At 68.5% G+C, this 20,896-nt stretch carries 16 protein-coding genes; 10 read left to right on the top strand and 6 right to left on the bottom strand.

Annotated elements, in window-relative coordinates; all coding sequences use genetic code 11:
- The first annotated feature begins 40 nt into the window (after positions 1-40).
- From FHS97_RS16705 to FHS97_RS16685, 5 genes are all read left to right on the top strand, one after another.
- Complete coding sequence (locus FHS97_RS16705; RefSeq protein ID WP_221233371.1) at positions 41-2,407, top strand: glycoside hydrolase family 127 protein; 2,367 nt, start codon at positions 41-43, stop codon at positions 2,405-2,407.
- The gene (locus tag FHS97_RS16700) at positions 2,404-3,429 is read left to right on the top strand and encodes an Ldh family oxidoreductase (protein ID WP_184040770.1); all 1,026 of its coding nucleotides are present in this window, start codon (positions 2,404-2,406) and stop codon (positions 3,427-3,429) included. Before FHS97_RS16705 ends, FHS97_RS16700 begins: the two co-directional genes overlap by 4 nt.
- Complete coding sequence (locus FHS97_RS16695) at positions 3,426-5,195, top strand: DUF885 domain-containing protein (protein WP_184040768.1); 1,770 nt, start codon at positions 3,426-3,428, stop codon at positions 5,193-5,195. The genes FHS97_RS16700 and FHS97_RS16695 overlap by 4 nt, the downstream gene beginning before the upstream one ends.
- Positions 5,196-5,287: 92 nt before the next feature.
- Positions 5,288-6,658, top strand: coding sequence for a Gfo/Idh/MocA family protein (locus FHS97_RS16690; RefSeq protein WP_184040765.1), 1,371 nt, complete (start codon positions 5,288-5,290; stop codon positions 6,656-6,658).
- Complete coding sequence (locus FHS97_RS16685) at positions 6,655-7,431, top strand: 3-keto-disaccharide hydrolase (RefSeq protein ID WP_184040763.1); 777 nt, start codon at positions 6,655-6,657, stop codon at positions 7,429-7,431. The genes FHS97_RS16690 and FHS97_RS16685 overlap by 4 nt, the downstream gene beginning before the upstream one ends.
- A gap of 99 nt (positions 7,432-7,530) precedes the next feature.
- On the opposite strand, the gene FHS97_RS16680 is transcribed toward FHS97_RS16685, so the two are convergent.
- Positions 7,531-8,088 (bottom strand): DNA-3-methyladenine glycosylase, encoded by a 558-nt coding sequence (locus FHS97_RS16680; protein WP_184040760.1) that lies wholly within the window; start codon positions 8,086-8,088, stop codon positions 7,531-7,533.
- Between the two features lie 96 nt (positions 8,089-8,184).
- Between FHS97_RS16680 and FHS97_RS16675 the strand changes: the two genes are divergently transcribed.
- On the top strand, positions 8,185-8,994 hold the full coding sequence (locus tag FHS97_RS16675) for a D-alanyl-D-alanine carboxypeptidase family protein (RefSeq protein WP_246346738.1): 810 nt from the start codon (positions 8,185-8,187) through the stop codon (positions 8,992-8,994).
- A 2-nt stretch (positions 8,995-8,996) separates the two neighbouring features.
- On the opposite strand, the gene FHS97_RS16670 is transcribed toward FHS97_RS16675, so the two are convergent.
- On the bottom strand, positions 8,997-9,347 hold the full coding sequence (locus tag FHS97_RS16670) for a response regulator transcription factor (protein ID WP_184040754.1): 351 nt from the start codon (positions 9,345-9,347) through the stop codon (positions 8,997-8,999).
- 120 nt (positions 9,348-9,467) lie between these two features.
- Positions 9,468-9,944, bottom strand: a complete 477-nt coding sequence (locus FHS97_RS16665; RefSeq protein ID WP_246346737.1) for a GAF domain-containing protein — start codon at positions 9,942-9,944, stop codon at positions 9,468-9,470.
- Positions 9,945-10,167: 223 nt separating this feature from the next.
- Between FHS97_RS16665 and FHS97_RS16660 the strand changes: the two genes are divergently transcribed.
- The 4 genes from FHS97_RS16660 to FHS97_RS16645 all read left to right on the top strand — a co-directional run bounded on the left by FHS97_RS16660 (position 10,168) and on the right by FHS97_RS16645 (position 15,840).
- On the top strand, positions 10,168-12,288 hold the full coding sequence (locus tag FHS97_RS16660) for an EAL domain-containing protein (protein ID WP_184040748.1): 2,121 nt from the start codon (positions 10,168-10,170) through the stop codon (positions 12,286-12,288).
- Between the two features lie 168 nt (positions 12,289-12,456).
- Positions 12,457-13,590 carry a fumarylacetoacetate hydrolase family protein gene (locus tag FHS97_RS16655; protein WP_184040745.1) on the top strand — a complete coding sequence of 378 codons (1,134 nt, stop codon included), beginning with the start codon at positions 12,457-12,459 and terminating at the stop codon, positions 13,588-13,590.
- Positions 13,587-14,339, top strand: coding sequence for a D-xylose 1-dehydrogenase (gene xylB / locus FHS97_RS16650; RefSeq protein ID WP_184040742.1), 753 nt, complete (start codon positions 13,587-13,589; stop codon positions 14,337-14,339). Before FHS97_RS16655 ends, xylB begins: the two co-directional genes overlap by 4 nt.
- A gap of 58 nt (positions 14,340-14,397) precedes the next feature.
- Positions 14,398-15,840 carry a sugar porter family MFS transporter gene (locus tag FHS97_RS16645; RefSeq protein WP_425506320.1) on the top strand — a complete coding sequence of 481 codons (1,443 nt, stop codon included), beginning with the start codon at positions 14,398-14,400 and terminating at the stop codon, positions 15,838-15,840.
- Between the two features lie 223 nt (positions 15,841-16,063).
- On the opposite strand, the gene FHS97_RS16640 is transcribed toward FHS97_RS16645, so the two are convergent.
- The 3 genes from FHS97_RS16640 to kynU all read right to left on the bottom strand — a co-directional run bounded on the left by FHS97_RS16640 (position 16,064) and on the right by kynU (position 20,810).
- Complete coding sequence (locus FHS97_RS16640; RefSeq protein ID WP_184040739.1) at positions 16,064-18,691, bottom strand: M1 family metallopeptidase; 2,628 nt, start codon at positions 18,689-18,691, stop codon at positions 16,064-16,066.
- A gap of 62 nt (positions 18,692-18,753) precedes the next feature.
- Positions 18,754-19,569, bottom strand: coding sequence for a tryptophan 2,3-dioxygenase (kynA, locus tag FHS97_RS16635; protein WP_184040736.1), 816 nt, complete (start codon positions 19,567-19,569; stop codon positions 18,754-18,756).
- Positions 19,566-20,810 carry a kynureninase gene (gene kynU / locus FHS97_RS16630; RefSeq protein WP_343053482.1) on the bottom strand — a complete coding sequence of 415 codons (1,245 nt, stop codon included), beginning with the start codon at positions 20,808-20,810 and terminating at the stop codon, positions 19,566-19,568. The genes kynA and kynU overlap by 4 nt, the downstream gene beginning before the upstream one ends.
- Between the last annotated feature and the right edge of the window lie 86 nt (positions 20,811-20,896).

The following is a 20,896-nucleotide window of genomic DNA, read 5'->3' as shown; positions in this document are numbered from 1 at the left end:
CAACGTGCCGTATCGTATACCATATTCCGGGGAGATGGAAATGCTTGTTGGTCGTCGCGGGTTTCTGATGTCGTCGGCGACGCTGCCGATGCTCGCCGTTCCGGCGGCGGCGCAGGCGGGCGCGGGACTTCCCGCGACGGCCAAGGCGTTTCCGCTGTCGGCGGTCCGCCTGCGACCGTCGGACTATGCGCGCGCGGTGGAGGTGAACCGCGCCTATCTGCTACGGCTATCACCCGATCGGCTGCTGCACAATTACCATGAGTTCGCGGGATTGTCGCCCAAGGCCGAGGTTTATGGCGGCTGGGAGAGCGACACGATCGCCGGGCATACGCTCGGCCATTATCTGTCCGCGCTGGCGCTGATGCACGCGCAGACCGGCTGCGCCGACTGCGTCGAGCGCGCACACTATATCGTCGGCGAACTGGCGCGCTGTCAGGCGGCGCACGGCGATGGCTATGTCGCCGGCTTCTCGCGGAAGCGCAAGGACGGCACGGTCGTCAACGGCAAGGAGATCTTCCCCGAGATCATGCGCGGCGACATCCGCTCGGCCGGGTTCGATCTCAACGGTTGCTGGGTGCCCTATTACAATTGGCACAAGCTTTACACCGGGCTGTTCGACATCGTCGATCACATCGGCCCGAACGAGCAGGCGATGGCGATTGCGGTCGGGCTCGGCGGCTATATCGAGCGCGTCTTCGCCAGCCTGAACGACGAGCAGGTGCAGGTGATGCTGGCGTGCGAATATGGCGGGCTGAACGAGAGCTTCGCCGAACTGCACGCGCGCACCGGCGACGCGCGCTGGCTGCGGCTCGCCGAGCGCATCTACGACAAGCGCAACCTCGATCCGCTGACGCAGAAGCGCGACCAGCTCGCCAATTTCCACGCCAATACGCAGGTGCCCAAGCTGATCGGGCTGGCGCGGCTGCACGAGATCACCGGCAAGGCCGAACAGGCGACCGCGGCGCGCTTTTTCTGGGAGCAGGTGACGCGGCACCACAGCTACGTCATCGGCGGCAATGCCGACCGTGAATATTTCAGCGGTGCCGATACGATTGCTCAGCACATCACCGACCAGACGTGCGAAAGCTGCAACACCTACAATATGCTCAAGCTGACACGGCATCTGTTCGCGTGGCAGCCCGATGGCGCGCTGTTCGATTTCTACGAGCGCGCGCACCTCAACCATATCATGGCGCATCAGGAGCCGGTGAACGGCGGCTTCACCTATATGATGCCGCTGATGTCGGGGGCGAAGCGCGCCTATTCCGAGCGCGAGGGTGAGGAATTCTGGTGCTGCGTCGGCACCGGCATGGAGAGCCATTCCAAGCATGGCGAGAGCATCTTCTGGACCGGCGACGACACGCTGATCGTCAACCTCTACATCCCCGCCGACGCGACGTGGAAGGAACGCGACGCGGTGCTGGGGCTCGACACCGTCTATCCGTTCGACGGTTCGGCGACGCTCACCTTCACGAAGCTGGGCAAGGCGGGGCGCTTCCCGGTCGCGCTGCGCGTGCCGGGCTGGGCGAAGCGGCATGAGGTGCTGGTCAACGGCAAGCCCGCCGACGCAACGCAGGCCGGGGGCTATGCGATCGTGACGCGGCGCTGGAAAGCGGGCGACAGCGTAACGATCCGGCTGCCGCTCGACCTGCGCCTGGAGCCGACACCGGGCGACGAGCAGACGATCGCGGTGCTGCGCGGGCCGCTGGTGCTCGCCGCCGACCTCGGGCGCGCGGATGGCGAATGGGATCATCCCGAGCCGGCGATGGTCGGGCAGGATCTGCTCGCCGCGTTCCGCCCGGTCGACGAGGAGAGCGCGCAATATGCGACGGCCGGGCTGATCCGCCCTGCCGATCTCACGTTCGTGCCCTTCTATCGCCAGTACGACCGGCGGAGCGCAGTGTATTTCAAGCGCTTCACCGATGCGCAGTGGAAGGTGGAGGAAGCTGCGTTCCTCGCCGAACAGGCGCGGCAGAAGGATCTCGCGGCGCGCTCGGTCGACGTGATGCACCTCGGCGAGATGCAGCCGGAGCGCGACCACAATCTGACCTCCGAGATTTCCTATCCGCTCGCCTATCGTGGCCGCAACGGGCGGGACGCGCGGACCGGCGGCTTCTTCGAGTTCACGATGACGGTGAAACCGGGACCGCTGCTGCTGCAGGCGTCCTATTGGGGCGACGAGCGCAAGCGGACCTTCGACATTCTGGTCGACAACCAGCGCATCGCCACGCAGACGCTCGACGCGGACAAGCCGGGGTCGTTCTTCGACGTCGACTATCCGGTGCCCGAGGCGCTGACCAAGGGGAAGGCGAAGGTGAAGGTGCGCTTCGTGCCGCATGACAAGAACAGCGCCGGGCCGGTGTTCGGCGTGCGGCTGTTCACCGCCAGGCAGGAGCCGCGTGCATGAGCGACGTACAGGTCCGAATGACGCTGGACGCGGTGCGCGATTATGCGCGCGCCACGCTGACGCGCGTCGGGCTTGCACCGGCGCATGTCGCGGCGGTCGCCGAGACGATCGTCGCGGGCGAGCGCGACGGATGCGGGGCGCATGGCCTTTATCGCCTGCTGGTCGCGGCGCATTCGGTGGCGACCGGGGTGGTGGTGCCCGACGCGGCGCCGGTACTGGAACAGCGCGCGAGCGGGGTGGTGCGGGTCGACGGCAAGGGCGGCTTCGCGCAACTGGCGTTCGAGACCGGGCGGGCGGCACTGGTTGCGGCGGCGCGCGCCAATGGCATCGCGGCACTGGCGATCAACGATGTCGTGCATTTCGCGGCGCTGTGGCCCGAGGTCGAGGCGTTGGTCGAGGACGGGCTGGTCGCGCTGGCGGTGACGCCCAACCACGCGTGGGTCGCACCGGCCGGGGGCACGCAGCCGGTGTTCGGGACCAACCCGATCGCGTTCGGTTGGCCGCGCAAAGACAAGCCGCCGTTCGTGTTCGACTTCGCGACCAGCGCGGTGGCGCGTGGCGAGATCGAATTGCATCGTCGCGCGGGCAAACCGGTGCCGGCCGATTGGGGCCATGCCCCCGACGGCAGCGACACCAACGACGCCGCCGCGGTGCTGGCGGGCGCGATGCGGACGTTCGGCGGACACAAGGGGTCGGCGCTGGCGCTGATGGTCGAGCTGCTCGCCGGACCGCTGATCGGCGACCTGACCAGCGCGGAGTCGATTGCCTGGGATGCCGGGCGCAAGGGATCGCCGCTCGGGGGCGAGTTGATTATCGCGCTCGATGCGGCCGGGTTCCTCGGGGCGGCGGCGGCCGAACATCTCGCGCGCGCCGAGACGGTGTTCGCGGCGATCGAGGGGCAGGGCGCGCGCGTGCCGGGCGCCCGGCGGCATGCACTGCGCCCGGTCAGCACGCGCGACGGGGTGCTCGTCTCGCGCAAGCTGCTTGATGATATCGATGAAGTGACGAAGGAGAAGGCATGACGATCACGCTTGCGCTGACGCTGTTGCTGGCGGCGCCCACCGCGGTGCAGGCCGCCACCCCGCCCGCCGCGAATACGAGCGCGGCGCGCGCGGGCGACGCGTCGTTCCGCAAGTTGTCGGAAAGCGAATATGCGTGGCGCAAGACGCTCAACGGCCCCGACGAGGATGCCCCGGCGAGCCAGAATGCGACACTGCCCGATGTCGGGCCGGCGGCGCAGGCGGCGATGACGAAGCGCTGGACCGAAACGATGGCGGCGCTCGACCGGATCAATCCGGCGACGCTGTCGCCGAAGGCGCGCGACGATTACACCGTCTATCGCGGGCAGATCAGCGCGTTGCTTGCCGAGCAGCAATATCGCGAATTCGAGAAGCCGCTCAATGCCGACACCAGTTTCTGGATGAGCATCGGCGGCATGGCGCGCGAGAGCTATCGCGATGAGCCGGCGCTGCGCCGCTATCTGTCGCAGCTCGGCAGCCTGCCGCGTTATTACGACCAGCAGATCGTCAATATGCGCGCCGGGCTGAAGCGCGGTTTCACGCCGCCCAAGGTGACGCTCGACGGTCGCGACAAGGGCGTGGCCGAGATCGTCGCGGCGGGCGCGGGCGAGGATTCGCCGTTCTACGCACCGTTCAAGACGCTGCCCGCATCGATCCCCGCCGCAAAGCAGGCGGCGCTGCGTGCGGAGGCGAAGCGCGTGATCGCGACGGCGGTCGTGCCCGCGCACCAGAAGCTGCAGGCGTTCCTGCGCGACGAATATATCCCGAACGCGCGGGTATCGCTGGCAGCCTATGACCTGCCGGACGGGCGGGCCTATTATCAGTCGAAGATCCGCGAGTTCGTGACCCGCGATTTGACCCCCGAGCAGATCCACGCGATCGGGCTGGCGGAGGTCGCCAAGATCCGCGCGCGGATGCAGGGCGTGATGCGTGAGGTGAAGTGGCAAAAGGACCTGCCCGCGTTCCTCGATTACCTGCGCACCGATCCGCAATTCTATGCCAAGACGCCGCAGGATCTGCTCAACCGCGCGGCGTGGATCGCCAAGACGTTCGACGGCAAGGCGGGCACCTATTTCGGGCGGCTGCCGCGGATGCGCTTCGCAATCAAGCCGGTCGCGCCCGATATCGCGCCGTTCTACACCAGCGGGCGCGGCGGGCCGGGCATCTATCTGGTCAACACCTATGACCTGCCGTCGCGCGGGCTGTACTCGCTGCCGGCGCTGACGCTGCACGAAAGCGCGCCGGGCCATGCCTTCCAGATGCCGTTCGCGATGGAGTTGACCGACCTGCCGGCCTATCGCCGCGACGAATATATCTCGGCGTTCGGTGAGGGCTGGGCGCTATATTGCGAGGCGCTGGGCGAGGACATGGGGATGTACGAGACACCCTATGAGACGTTCGGGATGCTCTCCTACCAGATGTGGCGTGCGGCGCGGCTGGTGGTCGACACCGGCATCCATGCCAAGGGCTGGACGCGCGAACAGGCGCAGAACTACCTGCGCGACAATACCGCTTTGTCGAACCATGAGATCACCACCGAGGTCGATCGCTATATCGCGTGGCCGGGGCAGGCGTTGAGCTATTATATGGGCGAGCTGGCCTTCCTCGATGCCAAGGCGAAGGCGCAGAAGGCGCTGGGCGAGAAGTTCGACATCCGTGCCTTCCACGATGCGATGCTCAGCCTCGGGTCGGTGCCGCTGCCGATGATCGACCAGCGCGTCGACCGGTTCATCAGGGATGGGGGCAAGGGGCCATACCCGCTGCCGTAAACGCAGGCTTTTAAAACAAAACAATTTCACAATGGGTTGTGCTTGCTGTCCTTTCCGATCATCGTGCCGGCAACATAGCGGGAGAGGCACGAATGACGATCGACCGGCGAAGCTGGCTGGGCGGGGCGGCAGCGATGGCGGCGGGGCTGGGCGCGACGCCCGTGCCCGCCGCCGCGCGCACCCGTCGGCGCGGCGCGAACGACCGCGTCAACCTGGCGGTGATCGGCGCCGGCGGGATGGGGGCGTCGAACATGGCGAACCTGACCTCGCAGAACATCGTCGCGATGTGCGACGTCGATCTGGCGCATGTCGCCAAGTCTGTGTCCGACCCGAAGCGCGCCGCGCTCAAGGCCGCCTACGACAAGGCCGAGAAATATAGCGATTATCGGCGGATGCTCGACACCCGCACGGACCTCGACGCGGTGGTGATCGCCGCGCCCGATCATCATCATGCGGTGGCGGCGAAATGGGCGATGCAGCGCGGGCTGCACGTCTATGTGCAGAAGCCGCTGACCTATACGGTGCGCGAAGGGCGCGTGCTCGCCGGGCTGGCGCGCGACAATGCCAAACTGGTCACGCAGATGGGCAATCAAGGCCATTCGGGCGACGATGGGCGGCGCGCGGTCGAGATCCTGCGCGGGGGCGCGATCGGGCGCGTGCGCGAGGTGCAGGTGTGGACCAACCGCCCAATCTGGTCGCAGGGCGTCGCGCGACCCGATGCGGTGGCCGCGCCGGCCTCGCTCGACTGGGAGGCGTGGCGCGGCCCGGCGCCGGTCGACTGGGGCTACAACCCGATGTACGCGCATTTCAACTGGCGCGGCTGGGCGCCGTTCGGCACCGGTGCGCTGGGCGACATGGGCGCGCATCTGGTCGACTTTCCGGTCTGGGCGCTTGAACTCGGGCTGCCGACCCGCGTCGAGACGCGGCACAGCGTGTGGGGCAGCCCCAAGAACCCCGGCGACGGCAGCTATCCGCTGGCGACCGTCACCTATTTCGACTTCGGCAATGCCAAGGGCGGTCCGATCCGCATGACCTGGTACGATGGCGGGCTGATGCCGCCGACGCCGCTTGGGATGCCGGCGGGCGCGCGAATGGATCCCGGCGGGGGCGTGCTCTACATCGGCGATCAGGGCATGTTGATGCACGAGACCTATGGCGAGAAGCCGACGCTGATCGGCGACGGCGTCGCCGAGCGCGCGCAGGCGGTGGCGCAGACCTTGCCGCGCATCCAGGGCGGCATGGGCGGCCATGAGATGAACTGGATTCGCGCGATCCGCGGGCAGGAGGCGATCTCCAGCCCGTTCGCCACCGCGGTGCCGCTGACCGAGACGATGCTGCTGGGCGTCGTCGCGCTTAAGGCCGGGCAGCCAATCGACTATGACGGCGCTGCATCCCGCGTTACCAACGTCGCGGATGCGAACCGCTATCTGGATCGGGAGTATCGAAAGGGATGGGAGCTATGAAGGGTATCGTGCTGGGCGGCGGGCTGTTGCTCGCGGCTTCCGCCGGAGTCGCGCAGACGCCGCAGGGCGATCCGAAGGCGACCGAGCAATGGTCGCCCGCGGTGCCGGTGGTAACGCCCGGTACGTTCGCCGGCTGGAACGCACCGGCCGACGCAGTGGTGCTGTTCGACGGCAAGAACCTCGACCAATGGTCGGCGGTCAACACCGGCGGCGCGGCGGGCTGGAAGGTCGCGGACGGCGTGTTCACGGTCAAGAAGGGCACCGGCAACATCCAGACCAAGCAGTCCTTCGGCAGCTACCAGTTGCACCTCGAATATCGCATCCCGGCGAACATTACGGGCGAGGGGCAGGCGCGCGGCAACAGCGGGCTGTTCCTGGCGTCGACCGGCAAGGGCGACGACGGGTATGAGATGCAGATCATGGACAGCTACAATAACCCGACCTACGTCAACGGGCAGCTGGGCGCGATCTACAAGCAGACACCGCCGCTCGCCAATCCGGCGCGCAAGCCCGGCGAGTGGCAGACGGTCGACGTCACCTGGTCCGCGCCGCAGTTCGGTGCCGATGGCGCGGTGACGCGTCCGGCCTTTGTCACCGCCTATATCAACGGCGTGCTGACGCAGAACCATACCGAAGTGCGCGGCGGGACGGTGTATATCGGGAAGCCGAAGTACGTCGCGCACGGGCGCGCGCCGATCAAGCTGCAGGATCACGGCGATCCAAGCCAGCCGATCAGCTATCGCAATATCTGGATCCGCGGTCTGAAGGATTGAGCAAGCCGTCGTCCCGGACCCGATCCGAGGCGACGCTCCCTCCCGTCGACAGGGGAAAGAAGCGAAATTCCGGATCAAGTCCGGGATGACGGTGCGTGGTCATCGCACCTTGGGTGCCGGGCGGCTGAGGGAAGGCGAGCCGGCGAGGACGAAGCGCCATGGCACCTCGCTCGCACGCGTGATGCCGATCCTCGGGCCGGTGGCGATCGGTGGTTCGGCAGTGCGATCACGCCATGCGAACGGCGCGCGGTCCAGCGGAGCGTTGTTCAGCGACAGATCGACGCCGAGCGCCTTGCACAGCCGCCCGGGACCGGCGCAGAGCAGCGCCTCGGCCTGTGTCGTCGTGCGGCGCATCCGCATCATCTCGACGCCATCGGTCGGCACCAGCGCGCGGATCAGCACCGCCGCTCCGTTTCCGCAGGTGACGTTGAGGCAATGGTGCAGCCCGTAGATGCGATAGACATAGGCAGCGGCGGCGGGACCGAACATCGCCGCGTTGCGCACGCCGGGGCCGGAAAAGCTGTGCGAGGCGGGATCATTGGCGTCATAGGCTTCGGTCTCGACGATCGTGCCGCCGACCCCGTCGACCGTCATCGTCACGCCGATCAGCGCGCGTGCCACGGTCACGACGTCGCGGGCGAAGAAGGCGCGGTTCATTTGGTCGATATGGTGGCTCGCGACGGCGTGTGAACCGCCGCGCGGCGTTGTCGTGGGCGCGCCGAGCGGTTAGGTGTCAGGGCCATGTCGAATGTGTTGCGTATCGCGATATCGGGGCTGGCGCTGTTCGCCGCCACACCGATGGCCGCCGCCCCCCGCGCTCCGGTCTCCGAGATCGTCATCGATGCGGGCACTGGGCAGGTGCTGGAAGAGGACAATGCCGATCGCGAGCGGCCGCCCGCGTCGCTCGCCAAGATGATGACGCTGCTGCTCGCGTTCGAGGCGCTCGACGCCGGTACGCTGAAGCCGGGCACGCTGGTGACGATGAGCGCGGCGGCCGCGCGGCAGCAGCCGTCCAAGCTGGGGCTGCGACCCGGGCGGACGATCCGCGTCGATGCGGCGCTGCGCGCGGTGGCGGTGATCTCCGCCAACGACATCGCCGTCGCCGTCGGCGAACGGCTGGCCGGGAGCGAGCGCGCGTTCGTGACGCGGATGAACGCGCGCGCGGCCGAGATCGGCATGACGCGCACCCGGTTCGGCAATGCCACCGGGCTTTCGCCGAGCGCCGGGCGCAGCACCGCGCGCGACATGGCGACGCTGGCGCGGCACCTGATCCGCGCCGAAGCGAAGCATTACGGGCTGTTCAAGACGCGCTCGATCACCTGGGAGCGGCGCGTGCGCCCCAACCACAACAAGTTGCTCGGCAAGGTCGAGGGGCTGGACGGGCTCAAGACCGGCTACACCGTGGAGGCCGGGTTCAATCTCGCAGCCTCGGCGCGGCGCGGGAGCAAGCGGATGATCGTGGTGGTGATGGGCGCGCCGACCAGCGCCGAGCGCGACCTGCTGGTCGCCAACCTGATGGAGGCCGGCTTCACCGAGCCGCGGCTGCGCCGGCCGCGGCGATGAGCTCAGTCGAGCAGCGCGGCGATCCGGTCGAGGAAGGTCGCGATCCGATCGGGCTTGGTCACGAAGACATCGGCGCCGGCGTCGAGGCAGGCGCGGCGATCGCTGGCGCTGTCGAGCACGGTCAGCGCCATTACCGGGATCGCGCGGGTGCGCGTGTCGGTCTTGAGCGCTTCGATCACGTCTAGCCCGCTGACGTTGGGCAGGCGGATGTCGACGATGATCGCGGCGGGGCGTACTTCCTCGGCGGCCTTCTGTACGGTGCGTTCATCGTCGAGGACGTGCGGATCATAGCCGCCGATCCGTAACCATGAGGAATAGAGTTTGCGGTGGCTGGCCGTATCCTCGACCAGCATGATGCGTTTTCGTTGCTGCACCCATTCCCCCGACCGTCACGCGCCAATGCGGCGCGCGCCATTACGGGCGCTTAGCTGCCCGCCCCCGCCCGACATCGCAAGCCGGAAAGCGCGGCGGCGTCAATTCGGCCGCTCGACGATCCGTTCCGCCTCGCGCGCCAGCGCGCCGAGCTCGTAAAGATCGGGCATCTGGTTGCGCGGCGCGTGATCGATCACGCACAGGGCGCCGAGCGGATAGCCGGCGCGATCGACCAGCGGGATGCCGACATAGAAGCGGACGGCGGGCGAGCCGGTGACGAACGGATTGGTCGCGAAGCGCGGGTCCTGCGCGGCGTCGGGCACGATCATCGCCTCGCCCGGGCGGTGTATCGCCAGCGCGCAGAACGACAGCGCGCGCGGCACCTCGTCCGCGACCGCACCGCGCTTGGCGATCATCCATTGCCGGGCGCGGTCGACGACCGAGATCGCGCCAATCGGAGTGCCGGCGATGTCGGCTGCGCGTTCGGCGATCCGCTGCAAGCGCTCGTCCCAACGTTTGGACGGCAGATCGAGCCGGTCCACCGCAGCCTGCCGCGCGGTCTCATCGGTGCCGATCATTGAGCCTGCCATGAACATTCACAAGCATCCCGTTGTTTCCACATCGTTTTCCCTGATCGGTGGCGCGTGAGTCAAGCAATGGCGGCCCCGGTGGCTGCCAATTACCCGTACATTGAACGTTAAGACAGCGTTTCGCGCTAATCCAGGTTACCGGGTCGCGGATTGATATCGCTCATAAAGCAGTAAGACTCTCTCGTGTACGTCAGGCAGCCCCGGAGGTTGTGTGCTACCGACATCCATATCGACCCGAGTCGCCGTTGCGTTCGGCGCCGTCCTCGTCCTGCTGCTGGCGTCGCTCGTCGGCGGGCTGATGCTTGGTCGTACGATCATCGCCGAGAATGCGACGTTGCGGCAGCTGACCGTGTTGTTGCGGGCGGAGGAGCGACAGGATCAGTTGCAGCGTCGCCTGCGGCTGCGCGTCGGTGAGGTGACGCGGCTGGCAGAGCAGCGGCGCGAGATCTCGCCCGCGCGCTGGGCGGCGGTCGGCGCGGCGCTGGGCGATTTCCATCGCGGCAGTGCGCATGTGCTGCCGCGCCTGCCGGTCCCCGACGATCTTCGCGCGCCGGTCGCGACGAGCCGGGCGGCGGAGGCGCGCTTCGCCTCGGTCAGCCTCGACCTGCTGCACGACGCCCATCGCACGCCCGACCGGATCGCCCGCCGGATGCCTGCGTTCCTCGCGGAGTTGCGGACGCTCGAACGGTCGCGATCGGGGCTGCGCGGCGCGCTGGTCGAGCGGGTCGACGCCGGGCTGACGCGCAATGCGCACGCGCTGGTCAGCAACCTCCACTTCCGGCTGGCCGGCGCGGGGGTCGTGCTGCTCATGTTGCTGGGGTGCATGGCGTGGCTGCGGCGGCGGGTGATTCGCCCGATCGTCGCCATCGCCGAGCGCGTGCGGCAACTGAGCGGCGGTGACGAGACCGCGCTCGACGTGCCGGGCGCTGCGCGGCGCGACGAGGTGGGCGATCTCGCACGCGGAATCGCCGAATATCGCGGCGCGGTCGAGGAGCGGCGGCGTGCCGAACGCCGCGTCGAGTTCCTTGCGCACCATGACATGCTCACCGGCCTGCCCAACCGGCTGTTGTTCGAGGAGCGGCTGGCGCAGGAGCTGCTGCGCGCGCCGCGTACCGGCGAACGCGTGGCGGTATTCGCGATCGACCTCGACGAGTTCAAGTCGATCAACGACCGGTTCGGCCATGCCGGCGGCGACGAGGCGCTGCGCGCCGCGGCGCAATTGCTGAGCGCGTGCGTCCGCGCCAGCGACATGGTCGCGCGTCTGGGCGGCGACGAGTTCGCGATCGTGCAGGTGAGCGCCGATCAGCCCGCCACCGCCGAGATGCTCGTACAGCGCATCCTGCGCGCGTGCGAGGCGACCGCCGGCGACACGGTGCCGGTGCAGATGAGCATCGGCGTCGCGCTGTCGGGCGTCGAGCAGGCCGGCGAGGAGCTATACAATCTCGCCGACATGGCGATGTACCGCGCCAAGGCGGAAGGGCGGCACACCGCGCGGTTCTTCGACGACCAGTTCAAGGAGGAGGTGCGGCTGCGCTGGCGGCTGTCGCGCGATCTGGAGGGCGCGGCGGAGCGCGGCGAATTGTACCTCGCTTTCCAGCCGATCGCCGATGCCGACACGCTGGAGGTGATCGGGCAGGAGGCGCTGTTGCGCTGGGCGCATCCCGAGCTGGGTGATATTCGTCCCGATCGCTTCATCCCGCTGGCCGAGGCGAGCGGGCGCATCGATTCGATCGGGCTGTGGATGGCGGACCAGGCGCTGGCCGCGGCGAGCCGCTGGCCCGATCACATGACGCTGGCGCTGAACCTGTCGGCGATCCAGTTCCGCCAGCCGACGCTGGCGCATGAATTGCTGGCGCTGGCGCGGCGGCACCGCGTCGCGCCGACGCGACTGGAATTCGAGGTCACCGAGAGCGCGACCCTGCTCGACAAGCGGCGGCAGCCGGTGCTGACGGTGCTGCGCACCTTGCAGCATCACGGCGCGGCGATCGTCATGGACGATTTCGGCACCGGCTATTCCTCGCTCGGCAACCTGCGCGAGTTTCGCTTCGACAAGCTGAAGGTCGACCGCAGCTTCGTCGCGACGATGCTCGACCATGCGCCATCCGGCTCGATCGTGCGCAGCATCGCGGCGCTGGGCGCGAGCCTCGGCATCCCGATCGTCGCCGAGGGCGTCGAGGAGGTCGCGCAGCTGGCGCGGTTGCGGGAATGGGACATCCCGCAGGTGCAGGGCTTTCTGATCGGCCGCCCGTCGCGCGAGGCGATCCACTGCGCCGATCCGGCCGCCACGCTGAGCGCGCGTCCGGTCGCGCCGCAGTGGGTCGCGCGTTCCTGACCAGCCTCGCGGTTGCCGGCAGGCCCGCGCGGCGCGATCGTGCCGGTTGACCCGAGCTTCGGCGGGACGCTACCGATCATCCGCGCGTCGCGTTCTGGCGGCCGTCGCTTGACACTTGCTCGGCAGCGGTGTTGTTAGCGCTATCAGGTCAAGAAGGTGGAGGGGATGATGGCGCAGCTTCACGACGCGATCGCGTCGGGCTTGCCGCAGGACTGGCGTTCGGGACGGTTTGTGGGGCGTGCCGCGACGCCGGCCGGTCCGATCCCGCTGCTCGTCATTGGCGGTGAGGCATTTGATATGTCGACGGTCGCGCCGACGGTGTCGATGCTGGTCGAGGCCGGCGATCTGTCGGGAGCGGGCGGACGGTCGCTCGGCGCGCTCGACGAGGCCGGGCTCGAACTGCTCAGCCCGATCGACCTGCAATGCGTCAAGGCGTGCGGCGTGACGTTCGCGGTATCGGCGCTCGAGCGGGTCATCGAGGAGCGCGCGCGCGGCGACTGGTCGGCGGCGGCGGCGATCCGAGGACGGCTGGAAACGCGGATGGGCGGGTCGATCCGCTCGGTCGTGCCCGGCACGCCGGAAGCCGCCGAGCTGAAGCGTGCGCTGATCGAGGACGGACTTTGGTCGCAATATCTTGAGGTTGCGATCGGACCCGATGCCGAGGTCTTCACCAAGGCACCGGTGCTGGCGACGGTCGGGGCGGGGGCGGAGATCGGGATCCGGTCCGATTCGAGCTGGAACAATCCCGAGCCCGAGGTCGCGCTGCTGGTCAACAGCCGCGGCGAGGCGGTCGGCGCGACGCTGGGCAACGACGTGAACCTGCGCGATTTCGAGGGGCGCTCGGCGCTGCTGCTCGGAAAGGCCAAGGATAACAACGCATCCTGCTCGCTCGGGCCGCTGGTGCGGTTGTTCGACGAAAATTACACCATCGACGACGTGCGGCACGCCGAAGTGCGGCTGAACATTCACGGCGAGGACGGCTACGATCTCGACGGGGTCAGCAACATGGCCGAGATTAGCCGCGATCCGCTCGATCTGGTGCGCCAGACTCTTTCGGAACACCAGTATCCGGACGGCTTCGTGCTGTTCCTGGGCACGTTGTTCGCGCCGGTGCAGGATCGCGACGAGCCGGGGCGCGGCTTCACGCACAAGGTCGGCGACGTTGTCACGATCGAAAGCGCGAAGCTCGGCCGGCTCACCAATCGCGTCGTGACGTCGAAGGACGCCGCGCCGTGGACCGACGGGATCGGCGCGCTGTTCCGCAACCTCGCGCAACGCGGCCTGCTAGAGGCGGGCAAGTGAGCGCTGGCGCAAGCTATCCGTCGCTGGCGGGCAAGCGGGTCCTGATCACCGGCGGCGCGACCGGGATCGGGGCGGGGCTGGTCGAGGCGTTCGCCGCGCAGGGCTCGCACGTCGCGTTCGTCGATGTCGCGGAAGAGGCCGGGCGGGCGCTTGCCGAAAAGCTGGGCGAGCAGACGCATTTCCGGCGTTGCGACCTGACCGATGTCGCGGCCTTGCCGGACACGATCGGGGCACTGGTCGAGAAGCTCGGCGGGCTCGACGTGCTCGTCAACAATGCCGCCAACGACGATCGCCACACGATCGCCGAGGTGACGCCGGCCTATTGGGACGACCGGATGGCGGTCAACCTGCGCCATCTGTTCTTCGCCGCGCAGGCGGCGGTGCCGCACCTGAAGGCGGCGGGGGGCGGCGCGATCGTCAATTTCGGGTCGATCAGCTGGCACCTCGGGCTGCCCGAGCTGGTACTCTACCAGACCGCCAAGGCCGCGATCGAGGGGATGACGCGCAGCATGGCGCGCGATCTGGGCCGCGACAATATCCGCGTCACCACGATCGTGCCCGGCAACGTCCAGACCCCGCGGCAGGAGAAATGGTACACGCCCGAAGGCGAGGCGGAGATCGTCGCGGCGCAATGCCTCGACGGGCGCATCCAGCCCGCCGATGTCGCGGCGCTGGCGCTGTTCCTCGCCTCCGACGACGCGCGGATGTGCACGGGCCACGAATATTTCGTCGATGCGGGCTGGCGCTGAACCGACCGGCGGCACGGACAAGAAACAAAACACGGATGGGAGCGGGACTGGGATGGCGATGGTGATGATGGAGCCGGGCGGACCGGCGGATCGCGACGCCGCGATGGGGCAGGTGAACATGGGCTTCATCGCCGCGATCGTCGCGGTGGCGACGATCGGCGGCTTCATGTTCGGCTATGATTCGGGCGTCATCAACGGGACGCAGAAGGGGCTGGAAAGCGCCTTCGACCTCGGCAAGCTGGGGATCGGCGTCAACGTCGGCGCGATCCTGATCGGCTCGTCGATCGGTGCGTTCGGGGCCGGGCGGCTCGCCGACCGGATCGGGCGGCGCGGCGTGATGATGGGCTCGGCGTTCCTGTTCCTCGTCAGCGCGCTGGTCGCGGGGGCGGCCTCGTCGTCGTTCATCTTCATCCTCGCGCGCATCGTCGGCGGGCTGGGCGTCGGCGCGGCGAGCGTCATCTCGCCGGTGTATATCTCCGAGGTGACCCCGGCGGCGATCCGCGGACGTCTGTCCAGCCTGCAGCAGGTGATGATCATCACCGGGCTGACCGGCGCGTTCGTCGCGAATTTCGCGCTGGCGCGCTATGCCGGCGGCTCGACCGCGAGCTTCTGGTTCGGCTTCACCGCGTGGCGGTGGATGTTCTGGCTCCAGGCGATCCCGGCGCTGGTCTATCTGCTCGCGCTGCTCGTGATCCCGGAAAGCCCGCGCTATCTGGTCGCGCGCGGGCGTGACGACGAGGCGCACAAGGTGCTGACGCGGCTGTTCGGCACCGCCGAGGCCGATCGCAAGGTCGGCGAGATCCGCGGCAGCCTCGCCGCCGATCATCACCGTCCGAAGCTGTCGGACCTGAAGGATCGCACCAGCGGCAAGATCCGCCCAATCGTCTGGGCCGGGATCGGGCTGGCGGTGTTCCAACAGCTCGTCGGGATCAACGTCGTCTTCTATTATGGCGCGACCTTGTGGGAGGCGGTCGGCTTCTCCGAGGATTATGCGTTGCAGACCAACATCCTGTCGGGTGTGCTGTCGATCGCGGCGTGCGTGTTCACGATCTTCACCGTCGACCGGATCGGGCGCAAGCCGCTGCTGCTGATCGGATCGGCGGGCATGGCGGTGACGCTGGCGGTGGTCGCCTGGGCGTTCTCGACAGCGGTGACCGATGCCGCGGGTGCGGTGAGCCTGCCGGGCAACAACGGCGTGATCGCGCTGGTCGCGGCGAACCTGTACGTGATCTTCTTCAACGCCAGCTGGGGCCCGGTGATGTGGGTGATGCTGGGCGAGATGTTCCCGAACCAGATCCGCGGATCGGGGCTGGCGGTCGCGGGCTTCGCACAGTGGATCGCCAATGCGGCGATCTCGGTGAGCTTCCCGGCGCTGGCGGTGTCGCCGGGGCTGGCGGTGACCTACACCGGCTATGCGGTGTTCGCGGCGATCTCGTTCTTCTTCGTGCGCAAGATGGTGCACGAGACGCGCGGGCGCGAACTGGAAGACATGCAGGGGTGAGGTTGCGCTTCCTGCGGTGAGAAGGGGGCGGTCGCTGCGGTGGCCGCCCTCTTTTTTTTGGTGGAGGGCACGCCGTCATCGCGAGCGCAGCGAAGCAATCCAGAGCCGGACCAGGACGCCCTGGACTGCTTCGCTACGCTCGCAATGACGGAAGAAGGGTAACACTCGCCGCTGCCAAGAAGAAGCGGGGCCCCGGATCAAGTCCGGGGCGACGCGCGGTAGGTCACTGCGCCTTGGTCAGCACCGCCTCGATCTCGGCGCCCTTGGCGGCCTTGAGCGCGACGCACTGGTTGATCGCGTCGAGCGTCTGGCCGAGTTCCAGTGCGCCGCCGCCGAGGATCGCCAGCTTGGGGCGGAACAGCGCCTCGACCGCCGCGGCCTTGTCGGCGCTGCAATAGCCCGCAAAGGACAATGGCAGCCGCGGGCGGCTGAAGGCCGGGATGGTCCCGGCGATCGCTTCGAAATTCTGCTGTAGCCGTGCGAACACCGCGTCGCGCCCGATCGGGCGGGTGGGCAAGGTGCGCAGCATCGACACCCGCTCGCTCGATTGCAGCGCCTGATCCTCGGTCAATGCGAGCGCGCGCGTCACCGCTGCCGGGGTATCGGCCGCGCCGAGCGCGCGCACCGCCTGCTGGCGGAACAGCGGATCGGTGCTGGCGAGCAGCGCGGTGCGGAGCTGGTCCATGAACGGCACGCCGAGATCCTGCACCGCCGCGACGAACGCGACCGCGCGGTAGCTGGGGTCGAGCGCCTGTGCGTTGCCGGCCAACGATGCCTGTGCGGCGGTGGTGAGTTGGCGGCGCACCTCCGCATCCTTGGCGACGAAGGCGGCATAGGAAACGAGCGACTGGCGCAACTGGCTTTGCCCGGTCTCCTCGCCGGCATAAGCACCGGTGGTGAGCTTGAGCGCGCCGAGGCTGCGCAGCCGTGGCAGCGAGAGATCGGCAGCGAGGCGGCGCAGCCCGGCGTCGGCGGCGGGGGTGAGCCCGAAGCGTTCGACGCCGTCGATCGCCGAGGGCAGCAGCAGGGTCGCGGAGCGTTCGCGATGGTCGGCGAGGATCCGCGCGCTCGACACCACGCGCGCGAAGCTGGCGTTGCCGGCGGTGAAGTCCGACCACAGGCTGTCGGCCGCCGCCATTGCCTCACGCGCCGGGAGCGCGGCGGCGCCGGCCATCAGCGTCTGCCATCCGGCATCGTCGAGGCTGTAGCGCCAATAGCCGGCGCCATCGGCATTGGGGACCGCCAGCCCGCTACCCTTGAGCGCGAGCGTGCCGGTCGCGCCGGTCAGGAGGGTGCAACTGCGCACCTCGCCCTGCCGCGCGCAGATCGGCACGTTCCACGTCTGCGGCGCGACCGCGGCGACGCCGATCGGGCGGTAGCGTGCCTGCGTGACGCGCCAGCCGGTGCCGTCCTGACGGATGCTGATGACGGGCACGCCGGTCTGTTCGACGAAGCTGCGGAAGACGGGCACGATCCCGGCGTCGCCCGAGCCCTTGGCCATCGAGGCGAAGAAGTCGTTGGCGTCGGCATTGCCGTAGCGGAAGCGGTTGAGGTGATATTGCACGCCGCGGCGGAAGCGGTCGGGGCCGAGATAGCGCTCGACCATCGTCAGCACCTGCCCGCCCTTCTGGTAAGTGATCGAGTCGAAGGCGCTGGAGACCTCGTCGCTGCGCTTGATCTCCTGGCGGATCGGGCGGCCGACCGACTGGCTGTCGGTATCCATCGCGGCGAGCGCCTCGGCGAGCTGACCGACCTCGGTGCCCAGGCCCGGTTGCCACAACTCACCCACGCGGTTGCCGGCCCATTCGGCGAAGCTCTCGTTGAGCCAGATGTCGGTCCACCAGGTCGGCGTGACGAGATCGCCGAACCATTGGTGCGCCAGCTCGTGCGCGACCACCATGCCGAAGTCGCTGCGCTGCCGCGCGGGCGCGTCGGGTGACAACAGCAGCAACGTGTCATTGTAGGTGACGAGCCCGGCATTCTCCATCGCGCCGCTCATCACCGGCGAGGCGATCTGGTCGAGCTTCTCGAACGGATAGGGGATGCCGAAATAATCCTCGTGGAGCGCGAGGATCTTCGGGCCCTCGCTGGCGGCGAGTTGCAGCCGCGCGGCCTGCCCCTTGGTGGCGATCGCGCTATAGGGGAGCGCGGTCTTGCGTACGGCATTGGCGGGGGCGTTGCCGGGGACGACGTCGAACGCGCCGACCGCGAGCGCGACCAGATAGGTCGGCAGCGGCTTCGACGCGGCGAATTTGTGGACGGTCAGCCCGCCGCCGGCAGTGCCGTGCGCGATCTCGGGGGTGTTGGCGAAGACTTTCTGCGCGGTCGGCGCGGTGATCGTCAGCGTGAACGGAGTCTTGAAGCCCGGCTCGTCGAACGACGGGAACATGCGGCGCGCGTCGATCGGTTCGAACTGCGTCCAGGCGTACCAGTCGTCGCCGACCTTGGCGCGGTACAGCCCCTCGCTGCCGGTCATGAACGGGGCGTCATAGTCGAAGGTGAGCGTGACGCGGCCGGCGGGCAGCGCGCCGTCGAAGTCGAGCCGCGCGACGCCCGAGGCATCGACCTGCGTGTAGCGCGCGGTCAGCGTGCGCTGGCCGGCGGTGGCGATGACACGGGCGACGTTGAGGTCGTTGCCGTGCAGGTACAGCGAGCGGGTGGCGCGCGCGACCTGCGTGTCGATCTCGGTATGCCCGGTGAAGCGCGGCTGCGTCGGGTCGATGGTCAGCGCGAGGCGATAGGCGGTCGGGCGCGCGGCGTCGGTCAGGCGGCCGAGCGGCACCTCCGGCGTCTGGGCGGCGGCGGGCACGGTGAACAGCAGCGCCGCGGAGGCGAGCAGCAAGGTCTTCATCGGATCAATCCCCTTCTCGGGCGCGATCGTAACAGCCGCGACGACCGGAGGGTAGCGGGATGCTACAGGTGCGTGCGGACCGCCCACAATTCGGGGAAGAGTTCGACCTCCAGCATCCGGCGGAGATAGGAGACACCCGCGGTGCCGCCGGTGCCGCGCTTGAGCCCGATCACGCGCTCGACGGTGGTGACGTGGTTGAAGCGCCAGCGGCGGAAGTAATCCTCGAGATCGACCAGCTTTTCCGCAAGCTCGTAGAGCGGCCAGTGCGCCTGCGGGTCGCGGTAGACGGTCGCCCAGGCGGCGGTGATCGCGTCATCGGGCGCGTGCGGCGTGCGCCAGTCGCGCAGCGGGTCGGCGAGGAGGCCGGCGGCGTGGAGACGGGTCAGCGCGGCGTCGTAGATGCTCGGCGCGGCGAGGATCGCCTCCAGCCGCGCGAGCGTCGCCGGGCGGTGGCGGTGCGGGCCGAGCGTGGCGGCGGTGCGGTTGCCGCACAGATATTCGATCGCGCGATATTGCCACGACTGGAAGCCCGACGACTGGCCGAGCGCGTCGCGGAAGGTGGTGTAATCGCTGGGCGTCATCGTGCGCAGCACGTCCCATGCGCCGTTGAGCTGTTCGAGGATCCGCGACACGCGCGCCAGCAGCTTGAACGCCTGCGGCAGCGCGCCGGACAGGATCGCGTCGCGCGCGCTTTCCAGTTCGTGGACCGCCAGCTTCATCCACAATTCGCTGGTCTGGTGCTGGATGATGAACAGGAGTTCGTCGTGCGCGTCGCTGCGTGGGTGCTGGGCGTCGAGCACGCGATCGAGCGCGAGGTAATCGCCGTATCCCATGCGGTCGGCGAAGTTGAGTTCGGCGTCGTGATGGGTGTCGGTCATGTCACGTTCGCGCGCTGGTGGAAGTGCGGTTGGTCCCATTCGCCGGTGGCGAGGATGTCGGCGAGGATCGCCGCGGCCTGCGCGACCTCGTCCTCGGTCAGGTACAAGGGCGTAAAGCCGAAGCGCAGCACGTCGGGGGCACGGACGTCGCCGATCACGCCGCGCGCGATCAGCGCCTGCATCACCGCATAAGCGTGCGGGTGCGTGAAGCTGACCTGACTGCCGCGCGCGTGCGGATCGCGCGGCGAGGCGAGCGTGACCTGCGGGCAGTGCGCCTCGACCTCGCGGATGAAGCGTTCCGACAGGCGTATCGAGGCGGCGCGCAGGTCGGCCATGTCGACATGGTCCCACGCGTCGAGCGCGGCGTCGAGGATCGACAGCGCGACGATCGGCGGGGTGCCGACGCGCATCCGCTCGACACCGGGCGCGGGGCGATAGCCGCGCTCGAACGCAAACGGCGCGTCATGCCCGAACCAGCCGGCGAGGATCGGCTGCGCGACATCGGCATGCTCGGGGGCGACATGGATGAAGGCCGGCGCGCCCGGACCGCCGTTAAGATACTTATAGGTGCAGCCGACCGCGAAATCGGCGCGCGCGGCGGTGACGTCGATCGGTAGCGCGCCCGCGGAATGCGCGAGGTCCCAGACGGTCAGCGCGCCGGCGGCGTGCGCGCGGGCGGTGAGCGCGGCCATGTCGTGGAGGCGGCCGGTGCGGTAGTCGACCTGCGTGAGCATCACCACTGCGACGCTGTCGTCGATCGCGTTGGCGACCTGCTCGGGGGCGACGACCTTGACCTCGAGGTTGCGGTTCAATGCCTGCGTCAGCGCGTCGGCGATATAGAGGTCGGTCGGGAAATTGCCGGTGTCGGACAGTACGATGCGTCGTTCCGGGCGGAGCGCGAGCGCAGCGGCGAGCGCCTGAAAGACCTTGATCGACAACGTGTCGCCGGTGGTGACGCTGCCGGCGGGCGCGCCGATCAGCCGCGCGATCCGGTCGCCGACGCGCGCGGGCAGGGTGGTCCAGTCGGCGTCGTTCCACGCGCGGATCAGGCGGTCGCCCCATTCTTTGCGGAGGACCTGCGCGGCGCGGGCCTCGGCGGCGACGGGCAGCGGGCCGAGCGAGTTGCCGTCGAGGTAGATGACACCTTCGGGCAAATGGAAGAGCGCACGGGTCGCGGCGAAATCGGTCATGTTGGCAGGGTAGGATCGTTGCAGGCGATACGGAAGCCCCAGTTCCGTCATCCCGGACTTGATCCGGGTGTGGATTCACATTCGAAGTGCAACGGGAAGAAGGCCTCAGCGGGGGTTTGGAAGCCGAGGCATTTTCT

Origin of the sequence: Sphingomonas endophytica, from assembly GCF_014199415.1 — a bacterium.
Lineage (GTDB): Bacteria > Pseudomonadota > Alphaproteobacteria > Sphingomonadales > Sphingomonadaceae > Sphingomonas > Sphingomonas endophytica.
The sequence above is the reverse complement of the archived record's forward strand: the minus strand, read 5'-3'. Positions and strand labels throughout refer to the sequence as shown.